The sequence below is a fragment of the Prolinoborus fasciculus genome (genome assembly GCF_056724605.1).
In genome coordinates this window covers 25,034-47,983 of the sequence record NZ_JBWZQN010000002.1, presented here as the reverse complement: position 1 = coordinate 47,983, position 22,950 = coordinate 25,034, and the positions used below count along the sequence as shown (strand labels likewise).

Genomic DNA, 22,950 nt, shown 5'->3' with positions numbered 1-22,950 from the left:
GAGAAGTTTGACGTGTGGGTATTTTTTTTTGTTATGCTAATGCTCTGTTTTTAATCCAAGAAGAAAAGGGTTTTTTATGACATTTGCCCGCTCAAAAATTTTTATGGCTTGCATACTTGCTGCTGGTTTGGGTCTGACTGCGTGTTCCAATTCCACTAACAACGATAAAAAGCAAGAGTTGACTGCGAGCGCACCGGCGACGGGCGAAGCCTCTACCCTGACAGAACGCAATGCAGAACAGCGTCTGGCTTCTACGCTGGAAAAGCATTTCAAAACTGCTGGCATCAGTGCCAAAATTACCGACATTAAAGCCACTGAAGTGCCAAACCTGTACTGGGTGAGTCTGGAAGGCATGTCTGCGGTCTATGTCACCAGTGACGGTAAATACCTGATTCAGGGCGATGTGATCCGTCTCGGTGACAAACAGCTACACAATGTCAGCGAAAACCTGCAGGCAGGCATCAACAATAAACTCTTTGCTGAACTCAAGCCAGCAGACTTGCTGGTCTATCCAGCCAAAGGCAAAGCCAAGCATGTGGTCTATGTGTTTACCGATGTCAGCTGTCCGTATTGCCATAAATTCCATGAGCAAATGGATGAGATGAATGCCAAAGGCATTGAAGTGCGTTATATCGCCTGGCCGCGTGGTGAACAGCATATGCCGGCCATGGAAGCGATCTGGTGCAGTGCTGACCGCCGTAGTGCCTTTGACCAGGCGATTTCAGGCGCACAGATTAGTGCAGAGAAGTGTGAAAATCCTGTTCAAAATCAATATCAAATGGGTCTGAAGATGGGCGTGAATGGTACCCCTGCCATTTATAATTCAGCAGGTACTTATCTGGGTGGTTACCTGTCTACATCGGAATTATTGAATCGGCTTAAATAACTCATTTTAATACGTTATTTAACTTTAATTTATAGATAAAGATATTCTGAAAATGACCCTAGAGTCAGGCGGTTTTTTTAGCTATGATCTAGGTTCTTGTAAAAAGCTGTTTAATTTGGAGTGTGACGTGAAACCAGTTCGTCTGGCAATCCTCGGTCTTGGTACTGTAGGTGGTGGTGCCTTGAAACTATTAAAAGAAAATGCTGCTGAGATCAAACGTCGCACCGGTCGTGAAATTGAAATTACCCATGTAGGCACCCGTCGTCCACGTCCTGATCTGGATCTGCCAGAATCGGTCAAACAAAGTGCTGATTTGATGGACATCGTGCGTCAACCTGATGTAGACGTGGTGGTTGAAGTCATGGGCGGAATTCATCCTGCCTATGAAGTCATCATGGAAGCCATGAAACATGGCAAACATATTGTAACCGCCAACAAAGCACTCTTGGCTGAACACGGTAATGAACTGTTTAAAGCGGCTGAAGACAATGCCGTGCAAATTGCCTATGAAGCCGCAGTGGCTGGTGGCATTCCAATTATTAAAGTGATCCGTGAAGGTTTGGCAGCCAACAAGATTGAATGGCTGGCCGGTATTATTAACGGCACAGGTAACTTCATTCTTAGTGAAATGCGTGAAAAAGGCCGCGCTTTTGAAGATGTGCTGAAAGAAGCGCAAGAACTGGGTTATGCCGAAGCCGATCCGACCTTTGACGTGGAAGGCATTGACGCAGCACACAAGCTGACGATTCTGGCCTCATGTGCCTTTGGTATTCCACTTCAGTTTGACAAAGTCTTTACTGAAGGCATTGGCAAAGTCACGGCACAAGATGTGAAATATGCCGAAGACCTCGGTTTCCGGATTAAACATCTGGGCATTGCACGCCGTACTGATGCCGGGATTGAACTCCGTGTACACCCGACCCTGATTCCAGATGACCAGCTAATTGCCAATGTCAATGGTGTGAAAAATGCGGTTCTGGTACAAGCCAATGCGGTTGGCCCAACACTGTACTATGGTGCTGGCGCGGGTGCTGGACCAACAGCTTCTGCGGTGGTTGCCGATGTCGTCGATATTGTCCGCGACATCATTTACACAGAAGACGGTGCAGGCACCATTCCACAACTGGCTTTCGAAGCGCTCAGTGATTTACCGATCTTGAGTCGTGAACAAATGACTACCGGCTATTACATCCGTATTAATGCCGAAGATCAGATGGGCGTGCTTGCCGATGTCACCACGATTTTAAGCCGTGCCGGCATTAGTATTGATGCGATCATGCAGCAACCGCGTTTATCCAAAGACCTTATTCCTATCGTGATTCTGACTGATCCAGTCAAGGAATCAAAAATGGATGCAGCGCTTTCACAAATTCAAGCATTACCCGTCATTCATGGCGAAATTGTACGAATTCGTTTAGAATCGCTTGATAATTAATCGGGTTGAGGGGAGGATTCCCCTTGCCAAGCTCTACACACAATTGGAACATCATCATGTCGAATGCCAATCGTTATACTGGTTTAGTTGACCGCTATCGCGACCGTTTACCAGTGTCTGCAACTACTCGTGCGATCTCTTTGGGTGAAGGTAATACTCCACTGATCAAGCTTGAGAATATTCCACGCATTATTGGTAAAGATGTTGAAATTTATGTGAAGTACGAGGGCTTAAACCCGACTGGTTCATTTAAAGACCGCGGTATGACTATGGCGGTGACCAAAGCCGTTGAAGAAGGCTCTAAAGCCATCATCTGCGCATCTACTGGTAACACCTCTGCGGCGGCGGCGGCATATGCTGCGCGTGCTGGCATCAAAGCATTCGTGCTCATCCCTGAAGGCAAAATTGCCATGGGTAAAATGGCTCAAGCGATGATGTATGGTGCGATCACCATGCAAATTCGCGGTAACTTCGATGACGGTATGCGTCTGGTTAAAGAAGTTGCCGATCAAGCACCGGTAACGATTGTAAACTCAATCAACCCATACCGCCTGCAAGGTCAAAAAACCATTGCTTATGAAATCGTTGAAGCTTTAGGTCGTGCACCGGATTATCACTGCCTGCCAGTCGGTAACGCGGGTAACATCACTGCGCACTGGATGGGTTATACCGAAGCGGTGGCTAACCAGTCGAAAGAAGAATTTGAGCAAGTCGTTTACGATGCTGAAACTGATGCTTTCACTGGTCCTAAACCGGCAGGTTTGCCAATCATGGCAGGTTACCAAGCCTCTGGTGCTGCACCGTTCCTTCGTGGCGGTCCAGTAGAAAACCCGGAAACTGTTGCAACTGCGATTCGTATCGGCAATCCGCAAAGCTTCAATCATGCTAAAGCGGTTGTTCGTGATTCAAACGGCTGGTTTGATGAACTGACTGATGCGGAAATTCTTGAAGCTCAACGTCTGCTTTCTATGTATGAAGGTGTATTCGTAGAGCCTGCGTCTGCTGCGTCTGTCGGCGGTGCGATCCGTGATATTAAAGCGGGTAAAATTGCTGAAGGTTCAGTGATCGTATGTACCGTAACGGGTAACGGTCTGAAAGATCCAGACACTGCTATCAAGCAATGTGCTGATGCCGTGATGTTGTCGATTGATGCAACTATGAGTCAAGTTAAAGACTCTATTCTGTCGAATATGTAATTTCGGCCAGAATTAAAAAAACCCTGCACTTGCAGGGTTTTTTATGAACCAATCAATTAGATTCGTTTAGGTTGCTGGCTGACCCAACTCATTAAACGGGTCGCATCATTGGTACGCGCCTGTGAGCTGTTTGCGCCTAAAAGTACCACCGCCACCGGACGGTTATTCAGAGTCGTGTGCATCACCACACAGCGCCCTGCTTCATTAATAAAACCGGTTTTAGAAATATTGATATTCCAGCCGCCATTACGTACCAAGGCATTGGTATTATTCGATTTCAATACACGATAACCCAAGTTAAAGTCATAGCTTGGCGTGGTCGAGAACTGACGAATCAGGCCGTATTGAGAGGCAGTATTCACCAAAATCCCTAAGTCACGAGCTGATGCCACGTTGCCCGGATGCAAACCTGTCGACTCCATGAAGTGGGTAGAATTCATACCCAGCTCTTTGGCTTTGGCATTCATTTTGGCAATAAATGCTGATCGACCACCCGGATAGGTTCGTGCCAAAGCGGCAGCAGCCGGGTTCTCGGACTTCATCAGAGCAAATAATAAAGCTTCAGCACGGTTCATGCTGTCTCCTGCTCTTAGCGTCGAGCTTGAGCTTTTACAACCTGAACAGGAAAAATCAGCCTGTTGCAGGGTGATTTTTTCCGACATATTCAGACGTGCATCAGAAATCACCACCGCTGTCATCAGCTTAGTAATCGATGCAATCGGATAGGCAGTATTGGTATTTTTGCTAAACAGCACTTCACCGGTTTGTGCATCCATGACCAGTGCAGCCCGTGCATTGACAGAAGGTTGATTACTAAAATGATTCGTATCAATAATCTGTGGCGCAGTATAAGCAGGTTTGGCTGTTGTTGGCGCTGCTGTGCCGGCCTGACGCAAAGTGGTAGTCACTGTGGCTGAACCGGGTGGCGACGGCTCATTGGCAGAGGCATTAAAATCATCGCTCATTAACTGGTTAACTTCTTCAGAAGACCAACTAATGCTGGAACCGCCCTCTGCCGTGCCAGAATTCATAATGATTTCAGCAAAACTTGTCGTGCTCATGCTGATTAACACGGACAGGCCGAGTAGATGCCTTAAAGACTTGTTTATTTTCTTCACTATTCCTTCACTCAACTAACAGAGGTAAGATTGATTTGCGTATTACCTCTAATATGCCTTACATTTAAACACAATGCCGAACATTTTTTGTTCTTGACACTGTGTGATAAGTTTCAGATTTAATCTTGCGAATAGGATTGCTAATTTTGTACTTTCATTGCAAGCTTATTTTGCTTTATGTAACAAAAAAATGATTTTTTTAACAGAGGGAGAGCGTAGGTGATCACAGTTTTAGTTGTGGACGACCATGAATTAGTTCGTACTGGAATTTGCAGAATGCTAGAAGACCATGCGGAGGTTCAGGTAATTGGACAAGCTGAATCTGGTGAAGAAGCGATCTCTCTAGTTCGTCAACATCATCCTGATGTAGTTTTGTTAGATGTGAATATGCCGGGCATTGGTGGCGTAGAAACCACGCGCCGTCTACTTCAGAGTGCGCCGGAAACCAAAGTTTTGGCGGTTAGCGGTTTAGCAGAAGAGCCTTATCCATCCCTGTTATTGAAAGCCGGTGCCAAAGGTTATATCACCAAAGGGGCCCCGATTTCGGAAATGGTCCGTGCGATTAACAAAGTCATGCAAGGCGGCAAATATTTCAGTGCAGACATTGCGGAACAGTTAGCAAGCTCTTACCTTTCTGATACACAACAATCGCCTTTTGATGCATTGTCAGAACGTGAAATGCAAGTCGCGATGATGGTCGTGAATTGTATCAGCGCCCAGGAAATTGCCGACAAGCTCTTTGTGAGTGTTAAAACCGTGAATACTTATCGTTACCGTATTTTTGAAAAACTGAATATCGATAGCGATGTTAAACTGACTCATCTGGCCATGCGCTATGGACTCATTAAACCTTAGCTTTTAACGAGTTCCGGTGCATATGGCACAAAAATCCAGTTATTCTGCGCTCAATCAATATCATCTCGGTATCTGGTATAGCGCTTATCGCTTGCTGATCAGCACCGGCCTACTGCTGATTTTTCTGCTGACCTACCCCGAACTCACCACCGATTATCAATACCCGCAGCTGTATTATTATGCACTGGGAATCGGGGTTGCGATCAATACCGTACAGCTGTTTGCGCTGAAATGGATCAGACGACTGATCTAGCCGCAGCTGATTATGATTTTCTTTAGCGATGTCTGCGTTTTAAGTTTGCTGACTTTGGCGAGCGACGGTCCTAATCTGCAAATTGGGCTGCTGTTTGTGATTACTATCTTTTCTGCATCTTTATTATTAGATGCAAAAAAGGCCTTGGTCGTCACCCTCATTGCAGTCATTAGTGTTATTTATCAGCATTTTATCGGCAGTATTTTTGCGTTTTCTTCACTCAGCAATATCAGTAATAGCGCCCTGCTGGCCTTTTTGTTTTTTGTGGTTTATGGCACTGGACAAATTGCCGTGCGCCGTTTTCAGATTCTGGAAAATTTGAATTTTTCTCAATCGCTGGAACTGCATCGCTTACAGAATATTAACCGCTATATTCTGGAACAGATTGAAACCGGTTATCTGGTACTGGATGAAAACTACCATGTGGTACTCAGTAATCCCGCTGCCTGTAATCTTTTGGGAATTGAGTCCAAATACGGTCATGAGAAATTCACCTTATCTCAGTCACAGCCAGATTTATTTGAACTGATCCATTTTGAAACCCTGGAAAATGGTGAGCGCTTTCAGTTTGAATCCCAGCAAAGTCGCTATAATATTCATGTGCAGGTACAAAAGCTGATTGTGCCGCATCAGACTCTAATGCTACTGGTGTTACAGGATGCCAAAAAATTAAATCAGCAGGTGCAGCAACTCAAACTTGCTGCTCTGGGTCAGCTATCAGCCAGTATTGCTCATGAAATTCGCAATCCCTTGGCGGCCATTGTGCAGGCCAATGATTTATATCTGGATTCAGAAACTGAACAGCAACAGCTACTCCAGCAAATGATTGGCCGACAGGCGATCCGGATTGACCGAATTATTCAGGACACGCTAAATATGGTCAAAAATAAAGAAACCCATCCGGTGCCGATTCATCTCAATGAATTTATCCCGTTATTTATCCAGGAAGATTTGGCCGATATTCGCGATCAGATTCAATTTAATATTGATATCCCTTTGGTGATTCAGTTTGATGAAGCACAGTTCCGGCAAATCCTGATTAATCTGATTCGTAATGCGATTCGTCACAATTCAGCCGATGCTGCTTATATTCAGCTGAATGTGCATCCCTATGAACATCGGGTCTGGATTGACGTACGGGATTTTGGCTCTGGCGTAGCCGTACATGACCAAGCTCTATTGTTTAAACCCTTTTTTAGCACATCGATTAGTGGTACCGGATTAGGATTGTATTTATCACATAGTTTTTGCGAAGCAAATCAGGCACAATTAAACTATATACAACAAGAACAGGGCGCATGCTTTCGCATCAGCTGTCAACGTATTACGCTTTAAAGGGGTCAAGGAAGATGAATGGGGAACAACAACCACTGGTGCTCTTGGTGGATGATGAGGAAGATTTATGTACCCTCATGCAAATGTCATTGCTGCGCATGGGAATTCGCACGCACATTGCCCATCGTTTGGAAGACGCTAAAAAATGCCTTGCCAATCATCAATATGATGCCTGTCTGACCGACCTAAACCTTCCCGATGGCAATGGTTTGGAGTTACTGGATTGGATTGGCAATCTTTACCCGGCACTTCCAGTCGCGGTTCTGACCGCCTATGGCAACATGGAAATCGCCATTGCTGCGCTCAAAGCCGGGGCCTTTGATTTTGTCAGTAAACCGATTAATCAGAAACATCTGGAACAGCTCTTACAAAAAGCCCTGAATAAACCGGTGGATTATTCGCATAATAATCCGAATGATGCGCTCGAACATAAAATGCTGATTGGACAATCCATGCCAATTCAGCAATTACGCATTACCTTACAAAAAATTGCCCGCTCACAAGCCCCGGTTTTTATCACTGGTGAATCAGGCACAGGTAAGGAAGTCGTGGCCAATCTGGTCCATCGCCTGAGTAACCGCAATGAAGGTCCTTTTATTGCGATTAACTGTGGTGCCATTCCGACTGAGTTGATGGAAAGCGAACTGTTTGGGCATAAGAAAGGCAGCTTTACCGGCGCTGCTCAGGACAAACAGGGTCTGATTCAATCTGCCCATGGTGGCAGTCTGTTTCTGGATGAAATTGCAGAATTACCGCTTTCTATGCAGGTCAAATTGTTACGTGCCGTACAGGAAAAACGTATTCGTCCACTCGGTTCGGATACCGAAATTGATGTGGATTTCCGTGTGATCAGTGCCACGCATCAGGATCTGGAAGCCTTGGTGCAACAAGGCAAATTCCGTCAGGATTTATATTTCCGTATTCATGTAATGGATCTGACTTTACCGCCATTACGTGAACGAGGCCAGGATATTCTGTTATTGGCTGAACACTTTATTCAGAAGATTTGCCAGGAATGGGGCATTCCCAATAAAAAACTGACCGAACGCAGCAAAGAGTTCTTATTGGGACAATATTACTCAGGTAATGTGCGTGAATTACGTAATATTATGGAACGCGCGATTACTTTAAGTGATGAAGAGCGGATTGATCTTCAGCATTTGCAGAGCGCACCGCTACGTCAGGCGCTAAACAGCCCTCAGGAGATGAATACGCTCACGAGCGAGATCATTGCCACCGAAACCCTGATTGCACCTAAAAAGTTGGCTGAAGAGGGTCTAGAGCTGTATTTGGAAAAGGTCGAAAAAGAAATTTTACTGAATGCGCTGAATCTGACCCATTGGAATCGGACACTGGCCGCAAAAAAACTCGGCATGTCGTTCCGTTCCCTGCGCTATCGCTTGAAAAAGTTCGGCCTGGATACCGAAGAAGACGAATAATTATTTTTGCAGGAGCAGCAAGTCTGTGACATGTTCCAGATAGCTCTCCTCACGCATTTCCTGCTTAAACGGATAGTTGAAATGCGGCTGCACGCCCCGCCCTTCAATCATCTGGCCACTCGGGCTAAAGTATTGCGATACGGTCATCTGTAAGGCTGAACCATTGCTTAAAGGAAAGAGTTTCTGTACTACGCCTTTGCCATAGCTTTTTTCGCCTACGACCCAAGCACGGTTATGTTCTTTCAGGGCTGCAGTAAACACTTCTGCTGCAGAAGCCGAGCGGTTGTTAATCAGCACCCCAACTTTCAGATTCTGGAACTCAAAACTCGGTAAGGCCTGAAATTGCTGATTGCCTTCAGCACGACTTTTAGTCGAGACAATCACACCCTGATTCAAAAATAAATCGGCAGATTCTACTGCTGCAGACAATAAGCCTCCCGGGTTATTGCGCAGATCAAATAATACGGCTTTTAAGCGTTTATCCGAATAACTTTCAATCAGACGTTTGATTTCATTGGCAGTATCTTGCTGAAAAACCTTGACCTGTAAAACCAGCACCTGGTTATTGTGCAAGCTCGATTTAATTTCGGTATCCAGCTTGGTATTGCGGACCAGACGAACGGCCGGACTTTGCGGGGAAAGCTGGATCATGAGCGTAGAGCCAACTGCTCCACTCAATAACTGCCGGACTTGTTCCTGATTCAGGCTACTTAAGACCTGATCGTCAATTTTATAAACCGTGACGCCATTTCGAAGTCCCTGCTTGGCTGAATCAGCATCGGAACTCAGTCCCTGAACTACCCATTGCTTCAACCGCGGGTCAAATTGCAGATCAAAATCAATGCTGGCCAGATCACCTTCGGTATATTCACGCAGTTGCTTATAATCTTCAGGCGACAAATAACGGGAATAGCGATCTAAGCCACTGACCAGACCCTGAATGGCCTGTTGAAACAAGGCATCGTCATTTTTATCTTGAATATAATTATCTTTTACGATGCCATAAATTTGTACGAATTCTTGAATGGATGCCACAGGAATTTCGGAATAGACCTGCCCATCCATTTCCATATCATCGAATGCCGGCTCATTTGAACCCGCACCCCAAGCTGAATGACTCAAACACATCAGTAAGCATGGTATTACAACAGACTTCCAGCGTGTTCTTGCCATTCTTTGACCTTTTCAAAATTTTATTAAAGATTATGCATCAAGCTGAATCAGGTTACGGCCCTGCATTTCAGCCGGCACCGGAACTTGCATCAGGTTTAATAAAGTCGGTGCGACATCTGCCAGCACCCCACCTTCCACGATTGTGGCCTGAGTTGGGCCGACATAAATAAACGGAACCAATTCAGTCGTATGCTGGGTATGTACCTGACCACTGTGGTAGTCCTGCATCTGCTCAACGTTACCATGATCGGCAGTCACAATCATATGACCTTTTTGCGCCATTACCGCTTCATAAACCCGGCCCAAACAGGTATCAACCGCTTCAACAGCTTTCACCGCAGCATCGAATACACCCGTATGACCGACCATATCACCATTGGCAAAGTTCACCACCAGCAGGTCAAATTCACCTGAATTGATCGCAGCCACCAGCTCATCAGTCACTTCATAAGCACTCATTTCCGGTTTAAGGTCATAAGTGGCTACGTTTGGCGATGGAATCAGGATACGTTTTTCACCTGGGTATTCATCTTCACGGCCGCCGCTGAAGAAAAAAGTCACATGCGCATACTTTTCTGTTTCCGCAATGCGCAGCTGTGTTTTACCCAAATCAGATAAGTATTCACCAATCGAGTTTTTCAACGCTTCAGGCATATACGCTACAGGTGCATCAATCGTGGCTTGATAACGCGTCAGCATGACAAACTTCGCCAAATTCGGCACGACTTTACGTTCAAAACCCGCAAAGTCTTTTTCTACAAATGCGCGAGTCAATTCACGGGCACGATCGGCACGGAAGTTCATGAATACGACGCTGTCGCCATCCTGAATTTTCGCCAGATCGCCAATACGGGTCGCTTTAACAAACTCATCCGACTCATCGGCTGCGTAAGCCTGTTCCAAACTTTCAACTGCGCTGGCAGCTGTACGAACCGCTTCACCTTCAGTCAACAAGCGATAGGCCTGTTCAACACGATCCCAACGGTTGTCACGATCCATGGCAAAATAACGGCCAATCATGGTCGCAATACGACCTTGACCCGGATATTGCGCAAATAAGGCATCAAGTTTTTCTAAAGAAGGCTGCGCGCTTTTAGGCGGTGTATCACGACCATCTAAAAATGCGTGTAAATAAACTTGCGCACCGCGTTTCAATGCTAGCTCTGCCATCGCCACGATATGATCTTCATGTGAGTGCACACCGCCTTCAGACAAAAGGCCAAGCAAATGTACTGCACCACCTGCAGCTTTGGCTTTCTCCACCGCATCGACCAGCACTTCATGTTCAAAGAAGTCACCTGTACGAATATCTTTGGTAATTCGGGTAAAGTCCTGATACAGCACACGACCTGCGCCGAGGTTCATATGTCCGACTTCAGAGTTACCCATCTGGCCATCTGGCAGGCCGACATCTTCACCAGAACCCGAGATCAAACCATGCGGATGCTTGTCCTGTATCGCAGTTAAATTTGGTCGTTTAGCTGCTAAAAACGCATTGTCTTCGACCGCTTCGCGATGACCCACACCATCCATAATCACCAAAACGTGAGGGATTTTGCCAGCAGTTGCATCCGTCATAATGAAATACTCTGTTCGTCTACGAATTAATCGCTCTATTTTAGCGAAGTTTATAAAAAGAGGCCATGACCCGTATATGGTTTAAGCCTCTCATGATGATTGATTTGTTCTATTTTCCTGTGCCTTAGCGCGCCCGATGCAGCAAGTATCCGCCGATGCCAAACATGATCAGAATCGGAATAAATACGAACCAGGCCGGAGACGGTGCGTAAATCAAGCTGGCATAGCCGAGGAAATCCTGCAGATAGAAGAAACCCAGTCCGGCAAATAAGGCAATCACCAGACGAAAACCCATGGATTGCTGACGCAACGGCCCGAAGATAAATGAACAGGCGATCACCACCAAGGCGATCAGAGCAAATGGGGAGCCAAGTTTTTGCCAGAAGGCCAACTGATAGGTTTTTGGTACCTGACTGTATTCATGCATATAGCTCATGAAACTGACCAGTTGACTCGGCGATAAATCTTCAGGATCAATGGTCACCATATGCACATATTTGGGCTGCAATGCCAGCGCTAAAGGTTGCTGTTGCTGCTTGACCAGCGTGGCATTGCCATTTTGTAAAATATCGAACTGCTCTGTGTTGTCCAGCGTCCAAGAACCATCTTTAACAAATTGGCCCTGATCTGCCTGCAAGGTACCGCGCAAACGATAGTTCTGGTCAAAGTCCAGCATCTGCACATTTTTCAACTGACCTTGCGAGTTGGCATAATCGATATAAATAAAGCGCTGCCCTTCCCGAGTCCAGTAACCACGAACTTCACCGAGCTGAGCGGCTTTACTGGCACTTTTTACGCTTTTGGCCTGTTCATTGGTATAAGGAATGACCCACTCGCTCAGGGCAAATGACAACACCACCAACAACAGTGCTGAACGGATCACCCACCCGACAATACGCCATAAGCTCACGCCGACCGAACGCATCACAATCAGCTCACTATTCGAGGCTAATGTACCAAGACCTAAAACTGCACCAATCAGTGCAGAAATCGGCAGGATTTCATATAAATAATTTGGTGCGCCCCAAAGCACATATTTCAAGGCATCCCAGGCACCATAACCATCTTTGAGCGAACCAAGCTCACCCAGATAAGTAAATAATACCTGTAAACCCGCCAATACCGCGGTTGCACCCAGCATCGCCAGCGCAGTGGTTTGGGTCACATGTTTTGCAACTATACGACGTGCCAACATTGTTAAGACCTCACTCGCTGAATCTGTTTCTTGATTTTCGGGCCTAATTTCTGTTTACGCGAGAACAAGGCACCCGCAATTGCATAGGCAATCAGAATCAATGGATAGGCCCAAATGCCCATTTCTTCTTTACTGATCCGCGTCTTCACTGCCATCAGGGCCACAATCAGACTGGCAAAAATCATGAGGGCAGGAAATAACTTGAGATATCGACCCTGTCGTGGACTCACTTCAGACAAGGCCACAGCCAGAATCAGGGCAATCAGAATCGCAAAAGGAACAAACACCCGCCAGCCCAACTCACTGGCCACCACAGGATCCTGACGGTTCTGCCACAATTGCGAGGTCGGTAAGGCCTCAACTTCAGTACTGGCAAATTGCGCTTCTTCATCGCTTTCTAAGCGCAGACGATAGCTTTCAAATTCAGCTTGAGTATATTGCGGTGTACCCGGATAGATCTCATAACGGCGTCCATTAACCAGATCGACCACATTGGCAGCATCATTCGGTACTTCAATTCGGGTGGCTTCCTGCGCCAGAATCATCACATCCGGTTTGCCTTCTTTTTCCGCACGCTGATAAAAGAAAATATCTTTTAAATTTTTACGGTCTTCTGACAGGTCACCGGCATAAATGGTATAGGGCCCAGAGGAGATAAATTCTTTCGGTCGCACCAGGTCAAAGCCGGTACGTACCGCCTGACTGGTGGTCAGGGCTTCAAACTGGCGAATGCCCCACGGCGCAGCCCACAGCATCAATCCGGCCTGAGCAATCAAAAACACCAGGGTCATCGGCACCAGTAGACGCGCCAATTGATGCCGACTGACGCCACTGCCATTCATCACCGCCATTTCATGGTCGACATATAAACGGCCAAACACCAGCATCAGTCCAATAAAGAAACCGAGCGGAAGAATCAGGGTCAAGAATTCAGGCAAACGGTAGCCAATAATGCTAAATAAAATGCCTGCATCCAGACGGCCTTGCGCCGCAACACCAAAATACTTGATCAGTCGACCGCCCATCATGATCAAGGTCAATAAGGCAATCACCACCAAGGATGTCGAGACAACTTGCTTGACCAGATAACGCCGAATAATCAAATTAATTCTTCCAAAATAAGGTCCATAAAACGAGTGCTAGTTTACCCGAATAGCAAAAATATAAAACCTAGGCCGCCCTGCCCATTGAAAATCTATTCAGATAAATGTTTCAATGACTGAATGATTTACCCATCTAGACAGGCGTGAAAACAGAATATGAAACTTACAATTAATACGTCATTCCCAGAGAATGGATCAAGTCAATCTTTGTTGATTTTAGTTGACTCAGAACAACTTCAGAATACAACCGCAACCTATCAAATCAATAATTTAGACACATTAATTGAAGCCTCTCAATTCAAGGCAGCGTTGGCGGAAAGCCTGAGCCTGATTGGTCAGGTGAGCCAGTCCAGCCATGCAGCACTAATTGGTTTAGGCAAGGTCGCTGAACTGCAACCGGCAAAACTTGCAAAAATCGCGCAAACTATTATTCAAGTCACTCAAAAAAAATTCAAACAGATTTCTGTAGATCTGACACAACTTCCACAAGAATTCCATTATCTGTTTGCGCTCTTCCTGACTCAGGCCAGCTATGGTTATGATGAATATAAATCCAAGAAGAATGAATTTGTGCTCGAGCAGATCGACCTGATTGCCACTCATAGCGTCTTAACTACCGAACAGTTGCAACTGGTACAAGCAGTGCAAAGCGGACAAAATCTGGCACGTGACCTGGGCAACCATCCGGGCAATATCTGTTTCCCTGAATATCTTGCAGAACAGGCGGTGGCTTTGGCGGCTGAATATCCAGACCTACTTAAAGTCACAGTGCTGGATGAACAGCAAATGGCAGATTTAGGCATGGGAGCCTTCCTTGCGGTAAGTAAAGGTTCAGAGCGTCCAGGTCGTATTATCAGCATGGAATATCAGTCAGAGCGTAGCGAAGCGCCGGTAGTTTTGGTGGGTAAAGGCATTACGTTTGATACTGGCGGTATTTCACTTAAACCGGGCGCAGGCATGGACGAAATGAAATATGACATGTGTGGCGCAGCCTCTGTACTCGGTACGATGCGTGCATTGTGTGAGTCCCGCTTACCTCTGCATGTGGTGGGAACCATCGCTGCAGCAGAAAACATGCCTTCAGGTAAAGCCACCCGTCCTGGCGATATCGTAACGACCATGAGTGGTCAGACGGTTGAAATCCTGAATACTGATGCCGAAGGTCGTTTGGTCCTATGTGATACCTTGACTTATGTAAAACGTTTTAATCCTGCTTTGGTGATTGATATTGCGACCTTAACCGGTGCCTGTGTGGTCGCTTTGGGTTCAGTGCTGACAGGTCTGTTCACGCCAGATGATAAACTGGCAGCAGAACTGGAAGCTGCCGGCCAGCATTCATTTGACCGGGTATGGCGTATGCCGGTACTGGATGACTATCAGGAACAGCTGGATTCACCATTTGCGGACATTGGCAATATCGGTGGGCCAAAAGCCGGTTCTGTGACTGCAGCCTGCTTCCTGCAACGTTTTACCCGTGAATATCGCTGGGCACATCTCGATGTGGCCGGTACGGCGTGGAATTCAGGCACCAATAAAGGGGCGACCGGCCGTCCAGTTCCATTATTGATGCAATTCCTGGCGAATCGCGTTCAAAGCAATGGCTAAAGTCAGCTTTTATTTATTTGAAAAAAGCCCTGAACGACAAGTGGACAGCACTTGTCGTTTATGCCGTAAGATTCTGCGTCAGCCGGCGCGGATCTGGTTACTGTGTGCCGATACAGATTTGCAACAGCAGCTAGATGAACGTCTGTGGAGCTTTGACCCCAGCAGCTTTATTCCACATGGTATTGACCAGCCTCAGGCGATGGTCTGTATTTCGGCCACACTACCGGAACAGTCCGACTGGATTATTTTCAATTTTAATCCGGAAGCACTTGAACCTTACGCAAAATTTAGTCACATTATTGAGATCATTGAAAATCATGAAACAGCTAAACAGCTGGGTCGTGAAAAATTCAAGCAATATCGTCGATTAGGTATTGAACCGGACACCCATAAGCTTTAACCGATATCATCCACAAGGAGAGGCACGTGGCATTAAATGTAGGTCCCGATTTTAAACAGCGCTGGTTAAATGTGCCGGAAGCTGTGCGTCAGACCTTTATCGATGACCTCTCTCGGATCTGCGATATTTTAAAGCCAGAAACGTCTTTGGAAGAATGGCAGAGTCGTGACCAGCACTTGCAGCAGGAATCTGAACGCAAGATTGAAGCAGCCTATGCGCAGCGCAAGGCCGAATTGATTGAAGAAGCCCGTATTCGCAAACAGCTCGCGCTCGAAAAAGCTTTGGCCGAAAAGCGTGCCGAGGAACAGGCCTATCAAGAACAGCTACGTCTTGAAGAACAGCGAAAATTGAGCGAACAGATCCAAATGCTTGCTGAAATAAATACGCATCTAGAAGCTGAAGTGCAGCACTATGTCGCACGTTATGCAAAAAATCCTGAGACGACTTTTGATTTTGCCAGAGGTCGCATCCAGATTGAGGATCAGAGCATTTTATCCGAATTAGAAAGTGTGCGTTTACGTCTGGAACTTGAGGCAGAAACCGTGATTGAACAGACCGTCAATGCACTGCGTGAAAAAATGCGTGCGGCAGCCAAAGAAGAAATCGAGTATATGCTGAAAAATTCTGAATTTTCTGATCAGCCACGCAATATTTAAATGATCCTTTCACATTAAAAAAGCCCGAAAATTCGGGCTTTTTTATCTTCTATGTCGCATCTTACAAAAAATCTGCCAGCATAAAGGCAGCATTTCCGAGCAGATAGCCAATGCTTAATAAAGTGCCAATCCAGAGGATGCCACCCGCAATATTATAAAAGCTGAATGTGGCAAAGCTCATATGCGCTGAACCGGCAGCAAAAGGGCCAAATGAGCGGACAAAGGGAATAAAACGTGCGATTAAAATAGTTTTACCGCCATGTTTCATAAAATAGTGGTTGGTTTTCACCATATATTCCGGCTTGAAATAACGTGAATGTTGGTTGAAATATTTTAAGCCGAGAACTTTTCCGGTGTAATAATTCACGCTATAGCCCAGCACCGAGGCAGTGAATAACAACAGCCCCATCGAATGCAAGGTCACCAGGTCGCTGCTGGCGCACAAAGCTCCCACAGCCAGCAATAGACTGTCACCCGGCAGGAAAAAGAAAAATACAGAACCGGTTTCTGCAAAAATCACCAGAAACAGGATTGCATAAATCCATACCCCATATTGATCGAGCAATAGCGGCAATGACTGTTCCAAGTTCAGTAAAAAATCGAGCATTCGACCCGTCCACCCAGGCAATATTTGCAAGTTGAACTGCTGATTATCCCGAAAAATAAAAAAACAGTCTAATTTTTCAATCAGACTGTTCAGTAAATCAACATTTCTCTTATTTTAAGAAACCATTTTCAGCCAGGAAATCCATGCTGATTTTTGATTGTTCAGTGGCTTCGGCGGCTTTATCACCGAGCAATAAGCGCTCGATATAACGTGCCAATACATCCACTTCCAGATTGACCTTGCTACCGACTTTCCAGGTACCAATATTGGTCCGTTCAGCAGTATGCGGAATCAGGTTCAGACTGATCACACTGCCACGTAAATGATTAATCGTCAGGCTAATACCATCAACTGTAACCGAGCCTTTTTCTGCCAGGTATTTGGCAATTTCAGCAGGTGCAGTGACTTCATAATAAATCGAACGTGCATCTTCACGAACCAGCGTGATTTCACCGACTGCATCCACATGACCTGACACAATATGACCGCCAAAACGCGTAGTCGGCAACATGGCTTTTTCAACATTGACAGGCTGACCGGCTTTCCAGGTGCCGAGCGTGGTCCGGTTCAAGCTTTCACGGGAAACATCAGCCGCATACCAGTTCTCGCCCCAGTCGATCACGGTCAGGCAGATACCATTGGTCGCAATAGAATCACCCAGATGTACATCGGACATGTCCAGATCAGTCTGGATACGCAAACGTACATCACCGCCAACGCTTTGCAGACTTTCGACTTTGCCGAGGCTTTCGATAATACCTGTAAACATTTTTATTTCCTTTTCAATTCTTTTACCAGAGGGCCAACTGGGTACTGACGCCGGTCGTATCCACACCGCCCAATTCTGCATAATGATGCAGCTGGCTGAGTAATTGACGGATCGGTGGACCTGACTTGGCGTGGGTATCGGTAATCACAATAAATTCCAGCACGCGTGCACGTTCAGACTGGCGCTGTTTGCTAACACGATAACGCGGCACATCTTGGGTCAGCAAGGTCACCCGGCCACGTTTCAGATTGGCCTGTAACAAATCAGTTGCGCTGATATTCCCGTCAGTTGAATAACTGGTCAGGATGAAACGTGCATTAATGGTCGCCAACAGGCTCTCGTAAGCTTCTTTGGCATATTTAGAGGAATTGTACTGGCTCGGACGCTCTTTGCGCCATGCCCGGTCAATCCCGCTCTTAAAGCCCTTGGTATCTGGAGTCGGTAAATCGGCCTGATCCCATAAGGTCAGCGCATTCAGCACATGATAATTACTGCTATAAGCATGCTGATTATACGGTGGATCCAGATAAGCTACGTCTACTTCAAAACCGTTCATCTGGTTGGCCAGATGCTGGGCATCGACACACCACATTTCTGCGGCCATTCCTTTTTTCTGATCCGATTCACAAAAACGACTTGGCGTTAACCATAGTAAAGATTCAATCCGTTCCAGCGCAGTTTGGGTTTTCCCGCCCCAACCATGGTGAAAGCTTTTGAAAACACCAGAAGTATTGCTGACAAAACTGGCGGAATACAGCAAGGGTGCCAGCAAGGCAGACATTTCCACATCATCAATTGCACCTTGTGCCTGCCAGGCTGCAATCTGCTGACGGATGGCATCAATACGCATGCCGTTACGACGTTTAAAGAACAAACGATCACGGGCTGGATCATAAATTTCATCATTACGCGGACACAGGTTATGCGTCACCCAGCCTTTAACTTCCGGCAGACGGTTCAGATAATCAATCGCTTTCTGATAGCCACCGAGTTCTTTAAATGCCGGTGCTTCAGTACAGGCCAGTACCGCATGATTCAGCGCATGGCTATACGGTTCCCAGTCATTGGCAATGACGCGATAACCATTCTGACGGGCCAAACGCGAGACCACGCCTGAACCTGCAAAAAAGTCAGCAAAGATTGGAGCACGGCCATCGCTACGTTTCAGGGTTCCTGTACTCTCCAGAGCTTCCAGAATTAAATGCAGTAAACGGCGCTTATTGCCCAGATAAGGAACCAGTTGATGGAAAAGATATTCATCGGTGGTACGTGCCGCATGGCGACGTTTATGATAAACCGTAGACTCTGAACTCATAGTGTCTCTTGAAAAGGAATTAGCCTGAAGCGCACGTCATCACCTAAGCGAGTTACATCGCGCAGCTTAAATCGGAGTTGTTCGGCCATATGGCTAAATTCTGCATTAAACATGGTACGCGCAGACTGACCCAATAGGGTCGGTGCAACGTAACTGATCAGTTCATCAACCAATTTTTGTTGTAAAAATGCCGTAGATAAGGTCGCCCCTGCTTCCACCAAGACATCATAAATCTGATGCTGTTGAACCAGTTGCTTTAATAATTCTGCTAAAGGCTGTACCGGCAAGTGTAGCACACCCAGATCTGCAAGCTCCTGACGAAATGGCCCCATGACCATCACTGTTTCAGGTTGCACTAAAATTTTTGCGTTGAGTGGTAAACGCCCCTGACGGTCCAGAATAATCCGTTTCGGTTGCACCACAGTCTTGATATCTTCAAGGCCATCCAGTTGACGCACATTCAGTTCACAGTCATCCGCAAGAACCGTATCAATCCCGGTAATCACTGCGCCTGAAATCGCACGCCAGTGCTGTACATCCTGACGTGCTGCTAAACCGGTAATCCATTTTGATTCACCCGATGCCATCGCGGTACGGCCATCCAGACTTGAGGCAATTTTTAAACGCATATAAGGCATGCCAGTCGCCATGGCTTTCAGGAAGCCTTGATTCAGCTGATGCGCTTCATCTTCACAGATGCCAATCTCGACTTCGATTTCGGCATCTTTCAGGATCTGTACACCCTTGCCAGCCACCAGCGGATTGGGATCTGGACAGGCCACGACAACTTTAGCCACACCTGCTTCAACCAGACCCTTGGCACAAGGCGGCGTACGGCCATAATGCGCACAAGGTTCTAAAGTCACATAAGCGGTTGCACCACGGGCCTGTTCACCGGCCTGACGCAGCGCAAAGACTTCAGCATGTGGCTGGCCGGCTTGGGGATGAAAGCCTTCACCAATCACGATGCCATCTTTAACAATGACGCAGCCGACATTCGGATTCGGTTTGGTGGAATATTGCCCTTGACGAGCCAATTCAATGGCCCGGCGCATCCAGACTTGATCTTGATTCAGTTCAACCATGCTTATTCTTGTAATTCTCGTTGTTGCATCTGTTCAATCTGATGACGAAAAGCTTCAACATCCTGAAAATCCTGATAGACCGAAGCGAAACGCACATAAGCAACATGATCCAGAGCAAATAAAGACTGCATCACGATTTCACCGATGGTACGTGATTTCACGTCACGCTCACCTAAACGACGAATCTGTAGCTGAATATCGCTCAGCACCGTTTCAATCTGCTCTTGGGTCACCGGGCGTTTTTGTAAGGCATGCATCAGGGAACGGCGTAATTTGGCTTCATCGAAAGGTTCATTTTTACCATCCGACTTGATGACGCGCGGCATCACCACTTCATAGCTTTCAAAGGTAGTGAAGCGTTCATTACAACTGACACATTCACGGCGACGACGAATCTGACATCCTTCAGCTGCCAGGCGTGAATCAATCACTTTACTGTCTGCAGTATTGCAAAATGGGCAATGCATAGCGGTTTAATTGAACAAATCCAGATGGATTCCGAGTGTAGCAAAAATTACAAACTTTGTAGAGTTTTACGCAACATATAGAAAAAAAACAGCCCATTCGGGCTGTTTTACACTATATATTGATTATGGTGGATTTATTATTATTCGACACGTTCGCCATGTTGGCTTAAATCCAGACCCATACGCTCATCATCAGATGCCACACGGATTCCAATGATCAAGTCAATGACTTTCAGGATAATGAAGGTCATGATCGCAGAGTAAGCAATGGTTGCCAGTACACCTTCCACTTGCACCCAAAGCTGATGCATGACATTGGCAGGAGCATTGTCACCCATGATGAATTCGCTGGCAAAGAAGGCCGTTAAAATCGCGCCAACAATACCACCTACACCATGCAGGCCAAAAGCATCTAAAGAATCATCGGCTTTCAATGCGCGTTTCAGTGCAGTAATCCCCCAGAAGCACACCACACCACCGATCAGACCCATCGCCAATGCGCCGCCTACAGTCACAAAACCTGCAGCTGGAGTAATGACCACCAGACCAGCAACTGCACCCGATACGCCGCCCAGTACAGAAGCTTTACCACGTGCCAGTTTTTCAGTGATTAACCAGGAGATGGCTGCTGCCGCTGCTGCGACTTGAGTCACGATCAAGGCATAGCCTGCAGAACCGTTGGCACCTAATGCAGAACCACCGTTGAAACCGAACCAGCCTACCCAGAGCAAAGATGCACCAACTACTGTAAGCGTCAGGTTATGCGGTGCCATAGATTCACGACCCAAACCCATACGTTTGCCCAGCATATATGCCGCTACCAGACCGGCAACACCCGAGTTGATATGTACAACCGTACCACCGGCAAAATCAAGCGCGCCGTCGTTACCTAACCAGCCACCACCCCATACCCAGTGGGTAATTGGTGCATAAACAATCACCACCCAAAGTGCGATAAAAGCAACGAAAGCACCAAATTTCATACGTTCTGCAATCGAACCGCTGATGATGGCAACCGTAATGATGGCAAAAGTCATTTGGAAAATCACAAACAGGATTTCAGGAATCGTGCCTGAAAGCGCCTCTGTGGTAATACCGGCCAGCATGAACTTGTCCAGGCCGCCTATAAAGGCATTGCCTTCACCGAAAGCTAGGGTATAACCAATAATCACCCAGGCAATACTGACCACCGCTGCAGCAATAAAGCTATGTGCCATCGTCGCTAGAACGTTTTTCTTGCGGACCATACCGCCATAAAATAGCGCCAAGCCAGGAATGGTCATGAGTAAAACTAGAGCGGTAGAGGTTAAAACCCAGGCGGTATCGCCGGTATCTAGCGTTGGTTCTTCTTCTGCAGGTGCTGCAGCTTCAACTGGCGCTGCTTCAGCAATTGCTGCTGTAGTGTCTGTTGTTGTATTTGTTGTATCGTCTGCTTCTTCAACAAGCACAATTTCTTCTGTCGGTGTTGTTGCTGTTGCAGCTTCTTCAGCCCATGCAACAGAACCACCAAAAAGAGCGCCGGCCATGCCGAACGCGAGTAGCATTTTTTTCATTCGTATCCCCCAACCAAGTTTTTGTGAGTTATTAGGTACTCAGCAAACTTCGTGCCAAGTTAGACAGCGTCTGCACCTGTTTCACCTGTACGAATACGGATGACTTGTTCCAAGTTAGTCACGAAAATTTTTCCGTCACCGATTTTTCCAGTGCTCGCCACACGAGTAATAGATTCAATCACCGCGTCTACCATTTCATCGCTAATCGCGATTTCAATTTTGACTTTCGGCAAGAAATCTACAACGTATTCAGCACCACGATAGAGTTCAGTGTGGCCTTTTTGACGACCAAAGCCTTTCACTTCAGTTACAGTGATGCCTTGAACACCAATTTCAGACAATGCTTCGCGAACATCATCTAATTTAAAAGGTTTTACAATTGCAGTTACGAGCTTCATGTTTGTTTTCCTTCGGCTTATTTCACCAGTAAGGTTTTACGTTCAAATTTCATGCCAAGATTCCTAAGGTCGGGGGAAATTAGAAAGCCTGGCATGTGGTTTATTTATACCTTATTTTATACGGATAAAGGCTTTGAATCTTCAAAAAATAGACATTTTTTATGTGGATTTTTACAATATCTTTAATCGAATAAGTCTATATTTTGTCTGAAATACTATAGTCTGCATTTTAGCAATGCTAAACTGTGCGCTCCTTTCTACGGCGATGGATCAGACGATGATTGAAACTTTATTACAAGCAATTTTGCAGCAAGTCGAACAACCCAAGAAAGATTTGGAACATAATATCCGTGCCCTGTTAAATGAAGCTGTGGCGAAAATGGATTTGGTGTCTAAAGAAGAAATAGAACGTCAGCGTACTGCCCTAAATAATGCCAATCATCGCCTGAATGATTTGCTCAAACAGGTGGAAGCATTAGAAGAGAAAATTTCGAACAAAAAATAAGCACAACTACAGTGCACAAAAGAC

General features: G+C 46.3%; 23 protein-coding genes. 11 read left to right on the top strand and 12 right to left on the bottom strand.

All coding sequences use genetic code 11. The annotated features are described in order from the left end of the window. Window positions 1–76 precede the first annotated feature (76 nt). The 3 genes from AC1P5O_RS00675 (at window position 77) to thrC (ending at window position 3,517) form a co-directional block, all read left to right on the top strand. Window positions 77–886 carry a DsbC family protein gene (locus tag AC1P5O_RS00675; RefSeq protein ID WP_155861580.1) on the top strand — a complete coding sequence of 270 codons (810 nt, stop codon included), beginning with the start codon at window positions 77–79 and terminating at the stop codon, window positions 884–886. Window positions 887–1,013: 127 nt separating this feature from the next. Continuing rightward, entirely contained in the window at window positions 1,014–2,321 is a 1,308-nt protein-coding gene (locus AC1P5O_RS00670) for a homoserine dehydrogenase (protein ID WP_005263945.1), read from the top strand. A gap of 56 nt (window positions 2,322–2,377) precedes the next feature. Beyond that, window positions 2,378–3,517 (top strand): threonine synthase, encoded by a 1,140-nt coding sequence (gene thrC, locus AC1P5O_RS00665; protein WP_004281061.1) that lies wholly within the window; start codon window positions 2,378–2,380, stop codon window positions 3,515–3,517. Window positions 3,518–3,573: 56 nt separating this feature from the next. Here the strand turns inward: thrC and AC1P5O_RS00660 are convergent, their stop codons facing one another. Further along, entirely contained in the window at window positions 3,574–4,578 is a 1,005-nt protein-coding gene (locus AC1P5O_RS00660) for a serine hydrolase (RefSeq protein WP_211100760.1), read from the bottom strand. 276 nt (window positions 4,579–4,854) lie between these two features. Between AC1P5O_RS00660 and gacA the strand changes: the two genes are divergently transcribed. Genes gacA through AC1P5O_RS00640 form a run of 4 tightly spaced genes read left to right on the top strand, consistent with a single transcriptional unit; the run spans window position 4,855 to window position 8,517 of the window. Further along, window positions 4,855–5,490 carry a response regulator transcription factor GacA gene (gene gacA / locus AC1P5O_RS00655; RefSeq protein WP_004281059.1) on the top strand — a complete coding sequence of 212 codons (636 nt, stop codon included), beginning with the start codon at window positions 4,855–4,857 and terminating at the stop codon, window positions 5,488–5,490. A gap of 16 nt (window positions 5,491–5,506) precedes the next feature. After that, the gene (locus AC1P5O_RS00650; RefSeq protein WP_499005473.1) at window positions 5,507–5,743 is read left to right on the top strand and encodes a hypothetical protein; all 237 of its coding nucleotides are present in this window, start codon (window positions 5,507–5,509) and stop codon (window positions 5,741–5,743) included. Window positions 5,744–5,755: 12 nt separating this feature from the next. After that, entirely contained in the window at window positions 5,756–7,078 is a 1,323-nt protein-coding gene (locus AC1P5O_RS00645; RefSeq protein ID WP_499005471.1) for a sensor histidine kinase, read from the top strand. A 14-nt stretch (window positions 7,079–7,092) separates the two neighbouring features. Next, on the top strand, window positions 7,093–8,517 hold the full coding sequence (locus tag AC1P5O_RS00640; protein ID WP_138743172.1) for a sigma-54-dependent transcriptional regulator: 1,425 nt from the start codon (window positions 7,093–7,095) through the stop codon (window positions 8,515–8,517). Here the strand turns inward: AC1P5O_RS00640 and AC1P5O_RS00635 are convergent, their stop codons facing one another. The 4 genes from AC1P5O_RS00635 to lptF all read right to left on the bottom strand — a co-directional run bounded on the left by AC1P5O_RS00635 (window position 8,518) and on the right by lptF (window position 13,566). After that, on the bottom strand, window positions 8,518–9,690 hold the full coding sequence (locus tag AC1P5O_RS00635; RefSeq protein ID WP_005248427.1) for a S41 family peptidase: 1,173 nt from the start codon (window positions 9,688–9,690) through the stop codon (window positions 8,518–8,520). A 30-nt stretch (window positions 9,691–9,720) separates the two neighbouring features. After that, window positions 9,721–11,268, bottom strand: coding sequence for a 2,3-bisphosphoglycerate-independent phosphoglycerate mutase (gene gpmI / locus AC1P5O_RS00630; RefSeq protein ID WP_138743171.1), 1,548 nt, complete (start codon window positions 11,266–11,268; stop codon window positions 9,721–9,723). Between the two features lie 124 nt (window positions 11,269–11,392). Continuing rightward, entirely contained in the window at window positions 11,393–12,463 is a 1,071-nt protein-coding gene (gene lptG / locus AC1P5O_RS00625; RefSeq protein WP_004281054.1) for an LPS export ABC transporter permease LptG, read from the bottom strand. A 2-nt stretch (window positions 12,464–12,465) separates the two neighbouring features. Next, window positions 12,466–13,566 carry an LPS export ABC transporter permease LptF gene (gene lptF, locus AC1P5O_RS00620; RefSeq protein WP_004281053.1) on the bottom strand — a complete coding sequence of 367 codons (1,101 nt, stop codon included), beginning with the start codon at window positions 13,564–13,566 and terminating at the stop codon, window positions 12,466–12,468. A 156-nt stretch (window positions 13,567–13,722) separates the two neighbouring features. Here lptF and AC1P5O_RS00615 point away from each other — a divergent pair, with 156 nt between their 5' ends. Genes AC1P5O_RS00615 through blhA form a run of 3 tightly spaced genes read left to right on the top strand, consistent with a single transcriptional unit; the run spans window position 13,723 to window position 16,227 of the window. Next, on the top strand, window positions 13,723–15,171 hold the full coding sequence (locus tag AC1P5O_RS00615) for a leucyl aminopeptidase (protein ID WP_026056609.1): 1,449 nt from the start codon (window positions 13,723–13,725) through the stop codon (window positions 15,169–15,171). After that, window positions 15,164–15,571 (top strand): DNA polymerase III subunit chi, encoded by a 408-nt coding sequence (locus tag AC1P5O_RS00610; RefSeq protein WP_005265489.1) that lies wholly within the window; start codon window positions 15,164–15,166, stop codon window positions 15,569–15,571. The genes AC1P5O_RS00615 and AC1P5O_RS00610 overlap by 8 nt, the downstream gene beginning before the upstream one ends. Before the next feature lie 26 nt (window positions 15,572–15,597). Further along, window positions 15,598–16,227, top strand: a complete 630-nt coding sequence (gene blhA / locus AC1P5O_RS00605; RefSeq protein WP_005265486.1) for a cell division protein BlhA — start codon at window positions 15,598–15,600, stop codon at window positions 16,225–16,227. A 61-nt stretch (window positions 16,228–16,288) separates the two neighbouring features. On the opposite strand, the gene AC1P5O_RS00600 is transcribed toward blhA, so the two are convergent. From AC1P5O_RS00600 to glnK, 7 genes are all read right to left on the bottom strand, one after another. Continuing rightward, window positions 16,289–16,834 (bottom strand): VTT domain-containing protein, encoded by a 546-nt coding sequence (locus AC1P5O_RS00600; protein WP_004281049.1) that lies wholly within the window; start codon window positions 16,832–16,834, stop codon window positions 16,289–16,291. Window positions 16,835–16,943: 109 nt separating this feature from the next. Further along, complete coding sequence (locus AC1P5O_RS00595; RefSeq protein WP_004281048.1) at window positions 16,944–17,603, bottom strand: riboflavin synthase; 660 nt, start codon at window positions 17,601–17,603, stop codon at window positions 16,944–16,946. Between the two features lie 22 nt (window positions 17,604–17,625). Then, window positions 17,626–18,918 (bottom strand): DNA adenine methylase, encoded by a 1,293-nt coding sequence (locus AC1P5O_RS00590; RefSeq protein WP_004732518.1) that lies wholly within the window; start codon window positions 18,916–18,918, stop codon window positions 17,626–17,628. Continuing rightward, the gene (gene ribD, locus AC1P5O_RS00585; protein ID WP_004281045.1) at window positions 18,915–20,003 is read right to left on the bottom strand and encodes a bifunctional diaminohydroxyphosphoribosylaminopyrimidine deaminase/5-amino-6-(5-phosphoribosylamino)uracil reductase RibD; all 1,089 of its coding nucleotides are present in this window, start codon (window positions 20,001–20,003) and stop codon (window positions 18,915–18,917) included. The genes AC1P5O_RS00590 and ribD overlap by 4 nt, the downstream gene beginning before the upstream one ends. A 2-nt stretch (window positions 20,004–20,005) precedes the next feature. Then, window positions 20,006–20,470 carry a transcriptional regulator NrdR gene (gene nrdR, locus AC1P5O_RS00580; RefSeq protein ID WP_004281044.1) on the bottom strand — a complete coding sequence of 155 codons (465 nt, stop codon included), beginning with the start codon at window positions 20,468–20,470 and terminating at the stop codon, window positions 20,006–20,008. A 140-nt stretch (window positions 20,471–20,610) separates the two neighbouring features. Further along, complete coding sequence (locus tag AC1P5O_RS00575; protein ID WP_005249679.1) at window positions 20,611–22,023, bottom strand: ammonium transporter; 1,413 nt, start codon at window positions 22,021–22,023, stop codon at window positions 20,611–20,613. A 59-nt stretch (window positions 22,024–22,082) separates the two neighbouring features. Continuing rightward, the gene (gene glnK / locus AC1P5O_RS00570; RefSeq protein WP_004281042.1) at window positions 22,083–22,421 is read right to left on the bottom strand and encodes a P-II family nitrogen regulator; all 339 of its coding nucleotides are present in this window, start codon (window positions 22,419–22,421) and stop codon (window positions 22,083–22,085) included. Between the two features lie 277 nt (window positions 22,422–22,698). On the opposite strand from glnK, the gene AC1P5O_RS00565 reads away from it, so the two are divergent. Next, window positions 22,699–22,926: an accessory factor UbiK family protein gene (locus AC1P5O_RS00565; protein ID WP_004281041.1), complete on the top strand. Its 228-nt coding sequence runs from the start codon at window positions 22,699–22,701 to the stop codon at window positions 22,924–22,926. Window positions 22,927–22,950 lie beyond the last annotated feature (24 nt).

Bases quoted from the DNA above. Each gene is read 5' to 3' on its own strand.
- nrdR (WP_004281044.1), bottom strand. From the start codon at position 20,470: ATGCATTGCCCATTTTGCAATACTGCAGACAGTAAAGTGATTGATTCA.
- thrC (WP_004281061.1), top strand. From the start codon at position 2,378: ATGTCGAATGCCAATCGTTATACTGGTTTAGTTGACCGCTATCGCGAC.
- glnK (WP_004281042.1), bottom strand. From the start codon at position 22,421: ATGAAGCTCGTAACTGCAATTGTAAAACCTTTTAAATTAGATGATGTT.
- AC1P5O_RS00595 (WP_004281048.1), bottom strand. From the start codon at position 17,603: ATGTTTACAGGTATTATCGAAAGCCTCGGCAAAGTCGAAAGTCTGCAA.
- AC1P5O_RS00600 (WP_004281049.1), bottom strand. From the start codon at position 16,834: ATGCTCGATTTTTTACTGAACTTGGAACAGTCATTGCCGCTATTGCTC.
- AC1P5O_RS00640 (WP_138743172.1), top strand. From the start codon at position 7,093: ATGAATGGGGAACAACAACCACTGGTGCTCTTGGTGGATGATGAGGAA.
- AC1P5O_RS00575 (WP_005249679.1), bottom strand. From the start codon at position 22,023: ATGAAAAAAATGCTACTCGCGTTCGGCATGGCCGGCGCTCTTTTTGGT.
- AC1P5O_RS00675 (WP_155861580.1), top strand. From the start codon at position 77: ATGACATTTGCCCGCTCAAAAATTTTTATGGCTTGCATACTTGCTGCT.
- AC1P5O_RS00590 (WP_004732518.1), bottom strand. From the start codon at position 18,918: ATGAGTTCAGAGTCTACGGTTTATCATAAACGTCGCCATGCGGCACGT.
- AC1P5O_RS00610 (WP_005265489.1), top strand. From the start codon at position 15,164: ATGGCTAAAGTCAGCTTTTATTTATTTGAAAAAAGCCCTGAACGACAA.
- AC1P5O_RS00635 (WP_005248427.1), bottom strand. From the start codon at position 9,690: ATGGCAAGAACACGCTGGAAGTCTGTTGTAATACCATGCTTACTGATG.
- AC1P5O_RS00645 (WP_499005471.1), top strand. From the start codon at position 5,756: ATGATTTTCTTTAGCGATGTCTGCGTTTTAAGTTTGCTGACTTTGGCG.
- AC1P5O_RS00565 (WP_004281041.1), top strand. From the start codon at position 22,699: ATGATTGAAACTTTATTACAAGCAATTTTGCAGCAAGTCGAACAACCC.
- AC1P5O_RS00615 (WP_026056609.1), top strand. From the start codon at position 13,723: ATGAAACTTACAATTAATACGTCATTCCCAGAGAATGGATCAAGTCAA.
- gpmI (WP_138743171.1), bottom strand. From the start codon at position 11,268: ATGACGGATGCAACTGCTGGCAAAATCCCTCACGTTTTGGTGATTATG.
- ribD (WP_004281045.1), bottom strand. From the start codon at position 20,003: ATGGTTGAACTGAATCAAGATCAAGTCTGGATGCGCCGGGCCATTGAA.
- AC1P5O_RS00660 (WP_211100760.1), bottom strand. From the start codon at position 4,578: ATGAGCACGACAAGTTTTGCTGAAATCATTATGAATTCTGGCACGGCA.
- lptG (WP_004281054.1), bottom strand. From the start codon at position 12,463: ATGTTGGCACGTCGTATAGTTGCAAAACATGTGACCCAAACCACTGCG.